Origin of the sequence: Acinetobacter sp. PW68 (genome assembly GCF_020982655.1) — a bacterium.
Lineage (GTDB): Bacteria > Pseudomonadota > Gammaproteobacteria > Pseudomonadales > Moraxellaceae > Acinetobacter > Acinetobacter towneri_A.
The window spans coordinates 1-13,151 of sequence record NZ_JAHZSX010000004.1 but is presented as its reverse complement, the minus strand read 5'-3'; the positions used below and the strand labels follow the sequence as shown (position 1 = coordinate 13,151).

The 13,151-nt window shown below is 36.9% G+C and carries 8 protein-coding genes, 3 pseudogenes and 1 other annotated feature; of the genes and pseudogenes, 7 read left to right on the top strand and 4 right to left on the bottom strand.

Annotation, left to right across the window (positions count from 1 at the left end; all coding sequences use genetic code 11):
- Positions 1-26: 26 nt before the first annotated feature.
- From K1T76_RS14495 to K1T76_RS14485, 3 genes are all read right to left on the bottom strand, one after another.
- Entirely contained in the window at positions 27-605 is a 579-nt protein-coding gene (locus tag K1T76_RS14495; protein ID WP_020753601.1) for a LexA family protein, read from the bottom strand.
- Between the two features lie 286 nt (positions 606-891).
- A protein-coding gene (locus K1T76_RS14490) for an IS3 family transposase (RefSeq protein ID WP_087513996.1) occupies positions 892-2,111 on the bottom strand; the annotation gives its coding sequence in 2 pieces (ribosomal slippage) (positions 892-1,835 and positions 1,835-2,111; 1,221 coding nt in all).
- Positions 1,720-1,836, bottom strand: a sequence feature (AL1L pseudoknot). It overlaps the preceding gene by 117 nt.
- Positions 2,112-2,739: 628 nt before the next feature.
- Positions 2,740-3,102, bottom strand: a complete 363-nt coding sequence (locus tag K1T76_RS14485; protein ID WP_020753598.1) for a hypothetical protein — start codon at positions 3,100-3,102, stop codon at positions 2,740-2,742.
- 1,030 nt (positions 3,103-4,132) lie between these two features.
- Here K1T76_RS14485 and K1T76_RS14480 point away from each other — a divergent pair.
- Positions 4,133-5,149 carry a hypothetical protein gene (locus tag K1T76_RS14480; RefSeq protein ID WP_230245725.1) on the top strand — a complete coding sequence of 339 codons (1,017 nt, stop codon included), beginning with the start codon at positions 4,133-4,135 and terminating at the stop codon, positions 5,147-5,149.
- Positions 5,109-5,480, top strand: a complete 372-nt coding sequence (locus K1T76_RS14475) for a hypothetical protein (RefSeq protein WP_230245724.1) — start codon at positions 5,109-5,111, stop codon at positions 5,478-5,480. Before K1T76_RS14480 ends, K1T76_RS14475 begins: the two co-directional genes overlap by 41 nt.
- A gap of 55 nt (positions 5,481-5,535) precedes the next feature.
- Here K1T76_RS14475 and K1T76_RS14470 read toward each other — a convergent pair.
- Positions 5,536-6,467 (bottom strand): annotated as a pseudogene (locus K1T76_RS14470) (IS5 family transposase).
- 55 nt (positions 6,468-6,522) lie between these two features.
- On the opposite strand from K1T76_RS14470, the pseudogene K1T76_RS14465 reads away from it, so the two are divergent.
- The 5 genes and pseudogenes from K1T76_RS14465 to K1T76_RS14445 form a co-directional block, all read left to right on the top strand.
- Positions 6,523-6,729, top strand: a pseudogene (locus tag K1T76_RS14465) (hypothetical protein); the annotation flags it as partial.
- 82 nt (positions 6,730-6,811) lie between these two features.
- Positions 6,812-7,429, top strand: coding sequence for an AAA family ATPase (locus K1T76_RS14460; protein ID WP_000158575.1), 618 nt, complete (start codon positions 6,812-6,814; stop codon positions 7,427-7,429).
- Positions 7,429-7,938 carry a ParB/RepB/Spo0J family partition protein gene (locus K1T76_RS14455; protein ID WP_230245723.1) on the top strand — a complete coding sequence of 170 codons (510 nt, stop codon included), beginning with the start codon at positions 7,429-7,431 and terminating at the stop codon, positions 7,936-7,938. Before K1T76_RS14460 ends, K1T76_RS14455 begins: the two co-directional genes overlap by 1 nt.
- 1,317 nt (positions 7,939-9,255) lie before the next feature.
- Entirely contained in the window at positions 9,256-11,532 is a 2,277-nt protein-coding gene (locus K1T76_RS14450) for a hypothetical protein (protein ID WP_230245722.1), read from the top strand.
- An 11-nt stretch (positions 11,533-11,543) separates the two neighbouring features.
- Positions 11,544-13,151: pseudogene (locus K1T76_RS14445) on the top strand (hypothetical protein); the annotation flags it as partial.

Below are 13,151 nucleotides of genomic sequence, written 5' to 3'. Positions count from 1 at the left end.
GAAACCAAGAAGAATGATGAACGCTACTAACGCTTTCTGAATGGCTTGATGACAAAAGTCACTACACCCCAAATTAGCATTTCCTGCCCATCTTGCAGATGAATGTCGGAATACTCAGGGTTCTCTGCTTTAAGCCAACGATTATCATCACCTTCGATCATGAGGCGTTTTACAGTGAACTCATTGTCGATCAGTGCAATCACGATGTCTTCATGCTTGGCTTCAATGCTACGGTCTACAATCAGTTCGTCATCAATCTCAATACCTGCATCCCTCATGGAAAGTGAAGCGACTCTCACAACGAATGTTGCTGCTTCATTTTTGATGAGGTGTTCATTCATGTCTAATGTTTTGTCGACATAATCCTGGGCAGGAGAAGGGAAGCCAGCAGCAACCTTTTCTGAAGCCAAAGGAATACTCATTACAGAGCTTGGATTCACTAGGGTTATAGATGCTACATCATTGAACTTGGCTTTATTTGATCCTGTTAGGTAATTCTTTATTTCAAGAATTCTAGACTCAGGCACACGAATGACCTTAGTAGGTTCATCATATAGAGGCTTTCTACCTGCACCATCTCGACTACCTCCACGTTGTCCAACCATACAATTCACTCCCCAACAATTGAATATGTAACATAATCAAATGATAGGGGATGAGCTTAATCGAAGACAATGAAATTACGATGAATGGTTGATGTGAATCATCAAATGATGTTCCTTTGAGCAGACCTTTACTTATGTCAACGTAGAGGTCAAACCAAGAGGAAGAATAGTTAGTGCCGCCTTCGGCGGTGTTTTGGGATAACCGATTAATGCAAATCCAAACCAAAGGAAACCACTATGAAAATCATGAACCGTACCGGTTTTGTCGGAGACTTTTTTATTTAAGTTAAGCCACCTGACCTAACGGGTTAATCTTATCATAGTACATTGCTTCAAACTCAAAAGGCGACACATAACCTAGTGCACTGTGTACACGCTTTTTATTGAACCAATCTACCCAGTTTAGTGTCGCAAGTTGTACATCTGCTAAACCTTGCCAATCTGCTTTTAAATATTCAATCACCTCTGTTTTGTATAAGCCATTCACCGTTTCAGCCAAAGCATTATCGTATGAATCACCAGTTGTATCGACTGATGCTCGTAAATTTGCTGCTTCTAAACGATTGGTATAGCGAATCGAAAGATATTGCACACCCCTGTCGGAATGATGAATCACATTCTTTGGCATGCCTCGATCGTGCAATGCTTGCTCAAGTGCATCGAGCACCATATCTGTATTCATCCGTGTAGATACTTTCCATCCAACAATTGCTCGTGAGAACACATCAATAATAAAGGCGGTATAGACCCAGCCTGAATGAGTTTGAATATACGTAAAGTCACTGACCCATAATTGGTCAGGTCGATCAGCACTAAAATTACGTTTCACTAAATCATCTGCTCGTTTTTGATCATCTCGGTTGCGGGTAGTTTGTTTGTTCTTACCACGCCAAACACCTTGTATATCTAGCTTCTGCATCAATCGAGCAACTGTACAACGTGCAATAACATAACCCTCACGTTTCAATTGTTGCCAAACTTTACGTACACCATATCGACCTGAACTTTCCTTCCAAATTCGTTTAATTTGTTCAGCATGATGCTTATAATGTAGATCTCGTTTCGCTCGATGTTCTGGATTGTCAGCGAGATCTAAAGTTCGGTAATAAGTTGAAGCTGCGATCGGTAAAATCCTACAAATCGCATCAACACCATATAAGTCTTTATTGTTATGGATGAAATCCACCATTATTTGTGTGGGCGGTCGAGCTCCGCCTGGGCGAAAAAAGCGGCTGCTTTACGTAGAATTTCATTGGCACGCTTTAATTCTTTAATTTCACGTTCCATTTGCTTCATTTTTTCTTGATCAGATATCTGTTGTACTTTAATAGGATTTTGCTGATCTAAATGCTTTTGATGCCAGGCACGAAGTGTTTCAGGAGTACAACCAATCTTAGGCGCAATTGCTGTGATTGCAGCCCAAGTAGAAGGATAATCTTTTTCAGATTCAATTAGTAATTGAACCGCTCTTTCTCTAATTTCGGGGGTATAGGTTGGTTTTTTCATCGGAATAGTCTCTCAGAATATTGAGTCTCCGACAAACCCGGTACGGTTCACTTCCTTATTCCAGCATTTGATTAGGTAGAAGATTGGTTGACCGCCATTCAGTATAGCTTGATCTAGGAAGGCTTGACGCTTACAGCCCTTGATCTTCATTTGTTGTCTTCTTAGTACGTGGCTTTCTTGTTTTTGGTAATACAGGTACACGTGCATCTGCTGTTGCTTTCTTATTGGCTTGTACCAGATTAATGTTGTTGACTTCTAGGCTTGCTTCTAAAGCATTGTCGATACCGCTTTTAAAAGTTTTAATTTCAAAGTCTTCAGGAGCTTTGAAGTACTGTTCAAATACAGTTACAGGAACAGTAGGTCCATTTAGAATAAGCTGTAGCTTTGTTTGATCTGATAGCTCAGGACTGAAGTCTTGATATGTTGCTAATACGAATTTCTTTTATTGGTGATGATGAATACTGAATACATGGTTGTATCTCTTTTTATTTGAAGTTGTTTTTATTCTTATTGTTTTTCTGTTTGCTTATAATTTTTAGTTATAGAAAACAGATACATATATAACATATTTTTATTATACTGTCAATCCTTATAACTTTTAGGAATAAGAATACCTATTCTGCATAGGCTATTCGTATTTGTAGTCTTTAAAATCAGTTCCCTCTACAAGTGTCATACACGTAAGGAAAGCTACATCACTTGCTAACTGTTCATCTCTTACGTTCCAGAACTCATCTACAACTGCATTAATTAGTTGCTTATAATAGTTTTTATAAAAGGAATGCTTGTTTAACTGTGTTTCTAAAGTATTGAAATAACCTACCTTAAATTCTTCTTTTCCTATGTCTTCATATTTTTGTATTTCGACAGAACTTTTGGCTATATCCTCCGCTACAGCACAAAGACTAAATTTGTAATTATGATCCACTTCAATAGCTTGAGCCATAGTACCAGTACAAGCCAACAGTAAAGTTAAAACTATCTTTTTCATATTAAACAGTTATATGTAAAGTTGTAGCTTCATTCTATTTGATTAGTATTGAAAAATAAACAGCATACAAAACAGATTAGTAGGCAGTCAGTTCAATGTTTGATATGGATACGTGCCTGTTAAGGTACGGATACAGATTAAAGATTGATTATCTGACTGTTAAAGGTTGTTATTCATTGACTGTTAAGGAAATGAATAAGAAGCTGTTATAGGTTGAACAACTATTTTTCTATAAGAAGATATGAGAACGACTGAAAGGAGTTCGATATATCGCTCTATTCTTTTTCTTTATTTGAAAAATTAATTAAATATTTATTAATTAGTTATCTGTATTTTTTTATAATTTCTTCTTTAAGATTCAAGTTAAAAAAAGCCTAAAAGATTGACTTTTTTGATAGTCCCAAGACAAGGTTTTGTCTAGCCTTATTTTATAAGACTTTTTAAGCTTCCTTCAAAATCAGTTGAAAACATTGAGTTATAAAAGAATGGACCTCAGCTCGAAACTTTACGAAGTATAGCGAGTAACAACGAAGCTATGCTGAAGTAAATGTTTGAGCAACCAACCGACTGTATGCAATAGCTACAGTAATGGAAGGAACAGAGGGCGGTCAGTAAATAGGCTTTAGGTGCTATGTCTGTGTGCGCTTATGTGTACCTAGAATCCGTACATTTTTGTTTTAAGGTTTTTGCTTTTTTCATTTTTAAAAACAAGTAGTTATAAAATGTCTAAGACAAGGTTTTGTCTACAGCCTTTAAATTTTCCTTTATAAATTCACTGTAATTTGAGTATCGAATTGCAGCGAAAGCCGTATAAAACCTAAGATCAATTAAGACCGAAATCTGTCTTACTTATCCACAGTTTTAAATTTAAAAACAAAACAAGTGTTTAGCTAGACAAATAAAGCAATTCAAGACAAAAATAGATCCACAAGACAAGTTATTGACATTATCTGTCTTGATGTAATATAATCTGTCTCAAGAGGGGAGAACAGTCTTCCATTACAACAATATGCAATGAGGATAATAAAACGTGCAAATAGGAAAAATAAGCACAGTGTTTAAAGTTTATGATGCAATGATGGGTAGCGGTAAGACTACTCAAATTATAGAAAACATTAGAACAGCAGAAAAAGACCAGAACTTTCTTTACATCACTCCATTACTTGATGAATGCCATCGTATTTCAGGTACAACATACGATCCTGAAGATGTATTAAAACGTCCTTTAATTACCACAGAAGACGATACAAGCGTTCATTACGCATATTTAGATGATGCTCCTTTGAAGGAAAGACGTTTCAAGCATCCAAGCTATAAGGGTGGAAATAAAGCTGAAAGCTTGCAATACCTGTTAAAGAACAAAGAAAACGTAGTCAGTACACATCAGCTTTTTATGAACCTAACACCAAATATGTTGGATGATGCGAAAGACTATGTACTGATTATTGACGAAACAATTCAAGTCTATGATGTATATACAGAGCATTCATCTACAGAGTTAGAAGCTCTTTTCCGTTTAGGTTGGATTCATGTTGATGATGATGCTGTCACTCTTCGTTTCAACCGTGAAAAGTATGGTGATAACGGTGGTGACCCGACGGGTACGAAATATGAAAACCTAGCAACAATGTGTGATCTCGGTCAGCTCTTGTATGTGGACCAGAAGCTGATTGTTTGGGAATTGAGTATCGACACACTGAGATCTTTTAAAGAAGTCTGGATTGCTACTTATATGTTTGAAGGCTCTCAAATGTCAGCGTATTTGAAATCGTATGGCGTTGAGTATGAACTGATCCGTTTTGGTAACAAGCCTTCTCAAATTAAGCATTTAGTCACTATTTCAGATAACAAGTTTATTAATGAGATTGGTACTAAAACTACAGCATTGAGTTCAAGCCAATTCAAATCAAATAAGAAAGCTTTATGTGAGCAGTTGTCAAAAAATCTTGATAACTATTTCCGTAACCATGTTAAAGCGAAAAAGTCAGATAGACTTTGGACTTCATTTGGAAGAAGCACATTCAGCAATTGCTGGATCACGCTATAAAGAAGAATGGTTAGCCTTCAATACAAAGGCAACTAACGAATACAAAGACAAAACCAACTTAGCTTACTTGATGAACCTATATCCAAATCCAATGGTTGTTAAAGCTTCAGCTATGAAGGGATTCCCTGTTAAGGAAGATGTATTCGCTCTATCTGAGATGGTCCAATGGATATGGCGTTCTGCTATTCGTGAAGGTAACCCAATCAATATTTATGTACCAAGCTCAAGAATGCGTAGTTTATTACAGCGTTGGTTAAATGATGAATTTGAAAATTCTGCTGCTGAAGATATTGAAGTTACAGAAGAAGCCGAACAGTTAGAATTAGTTTAAATTGGCTTTGTTGCACAAAGATTTGAAATGCAAAGCGCCCCTAATTGAGCCAAATTTAAGGCGTAACTTGGGTAAGTGGTCGACCTAATTCCGTAAATCTGTTAAGGACTGCTACACGTGCATGGATCTCATTCACTTGGCTATCAAAACTCCTTGCACTGAGTTTATCTCCTAATAATTTGATGCAATGCATCTTAGTTTCAACCAACTTCGCCGATGATAGCCTGACCATTTTTTCCATAGTGTCCTGCCTAAACGTTTAACTGTTCGAAGTAATTCATTTCGCTCTAGCGAGCTACTCTTTGTATCTTTCCATGGTTTCGCATTTTTTCTAGGTGGAATCACCGCATGTGCTTGCCGATCTGCAATGACCTCACGGCATTGCTTGGTGTCATAAGCTCCATCGGTATAAACAGAGTCAATCTGCTCATCTTGTGGAATCTGATTAAGTAAATCACCAAGCACCTGTGAATCACTGACATTATTGGTTGTAAGCTGAACTGCTCGTATTTGTAGGGTTTTGGCATCTATACCAATATGTAGTTTACGCCATTGGCGACGATATTCAGCTCCATGTTTCTTGCGTTTTCATTCGCCCTCACCTAGAAACTTCATGCCTGTAGAGTCTACGAGTAGATGCAGCCCATCGCTACTTTTTTGGTAGCTGATTGCAATATCAATATGCTTTTGTCTTCTACAAAGCGTACTGTAATCTGGTGCGGTCCAATTTAATCCGCAAAGTTTAATCAGACTTTGCACAAAGCCAGTGACCATACGTAAAGATAGACGGAATAAGGATTTAATCATTAAGCAGCATTGGATAGCTGCGTCGGAGTAGGTTTGATTTCGCCCTTGTTTGCCTTTTGATGGAGCATACCATTGCGTAGCAGGATCAAACCAAATGACAATATTTCCGCGACTCATGAGTGCTCGGTTATATGCGGGCCAATTGGTTGTGCGGTAGATTTTGTGTGTAGGCTTCTTCATTTGAAAATTATATCGCTGAAAAACCCTTTACAGATAGGTTTGTGCAACAAAGCCTTACGACGATCACACTCAGCTATGCATTCACCTTGCTGATTTTATTGCTACATACAACTTCGACCGCAGACTCAAAACACTCAGGGGCCTGACTCCCTACGAATTCATCTGCAAACAGTGGATAGATGAACCTGAACTTTTTAAGATTGATCCGATCCATCAAATGCCGGGACTACACAAAAGAAAAAAAGGCTTTTTAGTTTTTTAAATTTCCACTGTGGAAAATTAAAAATATTTTTTTAATTTTTAAAATTATGCTAATATAAATTTAATTTTTATATATTTAATCCATGACAATATACGTAATTGCCAATCAGAAAGGTGGCGTTGGAAAGACCACACTCTCAACCAATTTAGCTGTTGCTCTGAGCAAAAAAGGTCAGACTATTCTTGTAGATGGAGATGATCAACAATCCTCTATAAAATGGAGTAAACGTAGAACACAAGACTCGATTACAACCATTTCGCTCAAAGATAATTTAAAAGAAGAACTACAACAGTTAAAAAATAATAATAAATATATTGTATTGGATGTTGCAGGACGTGATTCAGCTGAGTTTCGTTCAGCATTATTAATAGCAGATGTTCTTATTATTCCAACGCAACCTAGTCAAACAGATATCGAAGTGCTGCCATTTGTGCTTAGATTGGTAAATGCTGCTAAGCAAGTAAATAAGAAATTAGAAACTTTTGTAGTCTTAAATAAAGCACCAACCAATACCAAATCTACAGAAATTGATGCTGCTTTAGAGTTGCTACAACAAGTCAAGTCTGTGAAAACACTAAATACCATTGTGCGTGATCGCAAACAATTTCGCGATGCAATGATCGAAGGAAAATCAGTATTAGAAATGGGTAGTAGTAAAGCAAAAGATGAATTAAATGAATTTTTGGTGGAGATCCTGTAATGGCGAAAAAACCACTCATTGTCGATTTTGATGATGCCTTTGAAATGGAACAAGCATTTATTAATGCAGCAGGAACAGGCAAAGTTGCATTGGTATCATCGACTGAAAATAATATTGTTGATCTACCTATAGAGCTTATTGACTTCTCAGAGCATCAACCTCGCATTATTACAGACAAAGTTTTACAAGATGTTGAAAAGCTTGCCAAAAGTATTGAAACGAATGGGCAAATTTATCCGATTGTTGTGATCAAAAAAGAAGAAACATATGAGCTTGTTGGTGGAGAAAAAAGGTTTCGAGCTGTTCGTGATGTATTAAAACATAAGACTATTCGTGCAATTATTCGAGATGATAAATCTACAGAAAAGACAGCTTTAATTTCATTGATTGACAATTTACATCGGTCAAATCTTAGTGATTTTGAATTAGTCAATGCTATACAAAAACACTGCGATGAGTTTGGTTATACTATACAAAATATAGAATTTATTACTCAAAAAATCAATTAGATCAATCTAATACTTTAGATTAATGAGCTTTTATAAACTGCCAAACTATATAAAAGAAGATCTAAAAATCCACCCCAAAGCGATTTCAGGTGCAACCGCACAACAATTGTTAACTGAATTAAATAAACTGGTTTTAAAGTTTAACCATCAACTAGTTGAAGATACCACGTTAACCATATGGAAAAAGTACCTAAATGAATTTACAGAAACAAATCGTCCATCAAAAAATTCATTTATCAAATAGAAAAAGCACTAACGGTACAAGAGACAGCTAAAAACAAGATCAAAGCATCGAAAATGCCTCTCTAGTAAACAAAATGATCTTAAAAATAAAAATGGTCTTAAATTTTGGTTCGATTAAGATCGAGAAAAGTCTCAATGGGAAAACAGTCCTAAATATTCGCACCAGTTTAAATGCTGAATTTAATCAAGAAAAGATTGAAAAGTTAGAAGAATTTCTTGCCGGTTTAGATGACCACCCATAAAAATTATAAATTTCCACTGTGGAAATTTATAATTGAGTATCCAATATTTTTTAAATATTGGGTACTGCTATTTATCATACATATTGAATTAAAAAGTGTTAAAGGGAAAAAATGCTTACCAGAACGGTAACTGATCTTCTGATGGATCTAAAATTTCATCCATATCAGAATCAACAATATTTTTATCTTCATGATCTGCCTTTTTAGGCTTAACAGATTCTGTTGAGCCTAAGTTGTAAATTTAAAAATTAGCCATTTCAACAGTATTGAGTTTATACAGCCAGTATCAGCTGAGATGGTTACGATAGAAAAAAATTGGAAATGCAAAAAAATCACTTGAAGTCCTGACCAAGTTAAGTGCAGTTTTGATATTAGATTTACCAGATTTTATTCGACATTTTATCTTGAATCTTAAAAACAAGCTGGATGCTTATATCAAAAGAATTCTTAACAAGGGTGAAAAATCCCATAAAGGTGTTGATGAATTTGAAATTCTAAAATGGTTAATCCATAAAATTTTCTTTAGATTTGGAACAGGTTCCAAAGCACAAACATAAAGAGGTACATGCTGTTCTATTTACATGTTTTTTTACTCAATTGTCCGATACCTTAGGTTTGCCATTATCACGGTATATGAAGGTGGGAAAAAATCCGCAGCGTTGTGTTCAATTGAGTGCAAACACTTATAAAAATACTTTTGCATATGAATAAAGACTTGAAGCTCAAGTTCGAACGAAACCTGAATATCAATTTTTACCCTGAAAAATTATGGTAGCTTTATGAGCCAAACTGATGAATTGTCAGCTGACAAGCAAATTAAACTATTGGAAGAATGGGTCAATCAACCCTGAGTGTAAAAAAACAAATTTTGACTCAGCTCTTGGCGCAAGATCAGCAGGCACAGGAACTGTATGCTGCTGCTCACAAAATACATGTGGTGATTAAAAATAATCGGATAGTGACACAACAGAAATTATTAGCAGGGTTAACGCAATGGGCTAAAAGTGCATCTATAGGAGAACTAAGCGACCAACAAAAAGCAGTATTCATCTATTCCTATCTTTGTACTGCAGCCTTGTGTGAAATACTGAAGGAAATCATCTTGTTAGAGCCTCAGATTACAAGGGATGAAAAGGATGAAAAGGATGAAAAGGATGAAAAGGATGAAAAACAGGTTATTCTAAATAATTGTAAAAACAACAATAAAATCAACACAGTATCTTATAATTTAAAACTTCTTTTGCAAAAGCAGTTATCGAATACTGAGAAAAATAAACTGTTGTATAAAAAAGTTACACGCAAACTCCAAGCTATGGATGAATTTGATGCCAACGAGTTAAAAATTCTTTTAGAGCGTAAAACAATAAAAAATGATTTTGAACAGCTTAATCTTGGCCGTTATATTCAACAATTTATTATTGTTTTCAACGAGATTGCCAATAGTAGATTAAATTCAACAGTAATTAATGTTCAGGCTTTAATTAACGATATTAAAAAGGGCATGACCTATAAATCTGATTCAGGCACATCATCGTTGGATGTAGAGAATGAGGATACTGGACAGGATACAGAGGCCAATCTTGTCGATCCTGAACAGGATGAGATCGCCAAGCGGGTGAAGGGGAGTTTCTCTGATGACAAACAGAAACAGCTCGAAAAGCAAGCTAAGAGAATTCAGCGACGTGACTTAGCCTGTAAAACTAATCCGCTTTATCTGAAACCCAGTTTATTAACTGAGGTATATCAGCGATTGCAGAAGTGTTATCAAGAAAATAAGAGAAATGATGCATATCAATCGGCTTTAGCTGTGTGTGGTCTGATGTGTCTCTTGACCGGTCTGAGTCCAACGGTCTTTCAAAAGATCAAGTATTTGATTGATATTGGTAGAATTAAAAAAAAATCAGTCAAAAAAGTCATCCATTATTATTGGGTGATCGATCCTAAGTTGAATGCCAATCATTCCGGTGCCATGCAAGATAAAGCACAGCGTTATAATCGGGCCTTAACCCTGGAATGGCGCATGCCAGCACCCTGGATCACCAGTTTAGAGGCTTTAGAGGAACCTGAATTTTGTGTGATTGAGTACAATAATTTTTTGCGGGAAATTTTTAAAGAGCATGCAATTGGCGAAATCACCTGTGGTATGTTAGAGCGGCAAATCTATTTTTATATGGATATGGAGACGGATGATAACCTGGTCGCACACTTGCTGGCCAACAGAGATAGCCGTCATATCGTGCAATGGAACTATGAAGGGCGTCAGATCGATCAAATCGACCAGCATTTTCAAGGCTATATTAATGTTCTATTAGACCGTAGAAAAGGTGAACCATGGATTGAGGATGAACACCCTGGTCATATTTTTCATCGTGAGGAACGTATCGGCAGTCAGCGATGCTGGACTGTAGAGGCCGCGAGTAAATTTTTTAATCAGCTTTATCATTTTGTCAAAAACACATTAGCCAATACTCAAGCGAATCTGATCGAGAAGCTGAATGCTTACAGCATTTGGATGTGGCATCTTTCCTTAATCTGCCTGACGGTGCGTCCAATAGTCGGCATGCCGGGGTTACTGAAACATTATGATCCTAAGGCACAACTGCTTTACGTGCATGATAAAAAAACTGATTCACGAAAAGTAGGACGTCCTGTTCCTGTTACAGGCTACTGGCAGGATCATTTCAATGCATATCGAAAATATCTGACGAAAACCATCGAATCACTCGGGATAAAAAGTTTGCAAGCGCAATTGGAAAACGATGGTTTTATGCTCTATGTCATCTCACATCCTCGGATCAAGTCCCAAAAAGGTCAGGTGAATCTTGCTGAAGTCGTGGAGCATTTGGAGTTACAGCCCATGTCTGCTGATTTTGTCACGAATTACCTTAAAGAGACTGTACAGATTTATAAAAACTGGCCAAGGCATTTCACTAAAAATCATCTCGCCCTGAGTGGTGACATTCACAATACGCTATATACCCATGATAAGCAGAGCATGGGATTCAGTCACATTTCTGGATTAAGCCCTTATCTCTACAAACACGACATTCAGCAACAAGTTAAAAGCTTGCTCAACAAACTAGAAATCGCAAAGCTTGAAGTGCTTTAAAGGACCATCTTGTGCTTGATACATCACTTGTTACGCAATTAGAAAATGCCATTAAAAGAGAAATCGGTGACATTTTTAAGGAAATTTCTCAGCTGATCACTGCTACATACACAGATGTAAATTCTGACCTTGCTCAAATTGATTTTAAGTGGCTTGATCAGCAAATTCTGGACAAGTTTACTCTCTATAGAGCAGTTTTAGAGCAGCTCTGCCAAATATCCAAATTTAAGGGCAATGCTGCAGATTACCTTCAATTCTGTTTTAAACAAGTGAAACGGATTTGTAACGAGAAAAACCAGCAGTGGCAAAAGGATTACCCTTCCTATGCCGAGAGCTATGAGATTAAGTTGCCCGATTGGATAGTCTACACACCTAAACGTCTAGACAACGTTTTTTCAGGACGAAAGTTACAGCAGGGTACTATGCTCGTCGAGGTAAAAGAAAAACTGTATGTGAATTGGGCGGATTATCTCAAACAACAAACTCAAGGTATCTTCTTATACTCTACGGCTAAAGAGCAACAAAAATTAGTGAATACCTTGTTTGAATGTCTGTGTATTTCATTAATTTTTGATCAGGGATGCATGCAACCTGAACGACTGATAGCCATTCATGATGCGATTTTTCATATGAACCTGGATAGTGGCTTGCTTCCGATCTATTCAGGTGACGAAAAGGTTCAAAAAGCTTATGTCTTTTCATACACGTTGCCCTCGACAAAGTATGGCAACATCTATCGTCAGGATGGCGAAGAAGAGACGGAGTTATGGCAAACTCAGCATATCTATTTCAATGCCTTTGTGATGCTATGTTATCGACGGATTCAGGAGCTAATCAATAGATCGCAAGGGCATCAATTACAAAGCACTTCGCCATTGCTGTGCTGGGAAAAAGAACAGAGTGAAATTGAAACGGGGAATCAGCCTGAAGCCTTACTGCTAGAAAAACTTAAAATCCATTTAAACATTGTACTGAATATGGCGGAGGAGGGGGACTCTAGAAAAGCACGTGAGGATCAGCAGCCATTTACACAGCTTAATCACGTGAAGCTATTTTTAAAAGGCTTGGAAAAGACCGGTTTTGCCATTTTTAAGCATATGGATTATGTCTTGTGGCAAGAGATTCCTAATCTGGATGTTTTAAGTACCAGTGTACTGAACAATCAGATCATCACTTCGCCTTTAATCTATGAGCAGTATACACAGCTCTATGATCAACCCGATTGCTGGAAAACTATTCAAGCTAGAATCAAAAATCTTGAAAAAAAGCCTCAAGTCTTAGACTTGGAGATGCCTACAGTTACAGTCAAAACATTTCATGATCGACGAACCGGTCAACGTCATGAGCTGAAATCCTGGCTTTTATCTTTTCATCAGGATATCAAACCCAAACAGCTTGCGGATCAACTCCAAGAAAGCATCCAAAAATCTGAGGACTATAAATCTGCGTATGAGGCTGGAAATGGCGAGTACCTAGATTATGTAGTGGCTATTGCACATTTACGCGTGTGTCAGTGGTTAGAAAACGAATTTGCTTATCATGGGAAAGCAGCGATTAAAGTCTCAACAATCAAGCGTTACTATAGTAGTTTTGTGCTTGACCTACTTTGTTATGTTCTA

Coding starts and splice junctions, on each gene's coding strand:
- K1T76_RS14495 (WP_020753601.1), bottom strand. CDS start 605: ATGGTTGGACAACGTGGAGGTAGTCGAGATGGTGCAGGTAGAAAGCCT.
- K1T76_RS14485 (WP_020753598.1), bottom strand. CDS start 3,102: ATGAAAAAGATAGTTTTAACTTTACTGTTGGCTTGTACTGGTACTATG.
- K1T76_RS14460 (WP_000158575.1), top strand. CDS start 6,812: ATGACAATATACGTAATTGCCAATCAGAAAGGTGGCGTTGGAAAGACC.
- K1T76_RS14455 (WP_230245723.1), top strand. CDS start 7,429: ATGGCGAAAAAACCACTCATTGTCGATTTTGATGATGCCTTTGAAATG.
- K1T76_RS14450 (WP_230245722.1), top strand. CDS start 9,256: ATGGGTCAATCAACCCTGAGTGTAAAAAAACAAATTTTGACTCAGCTC.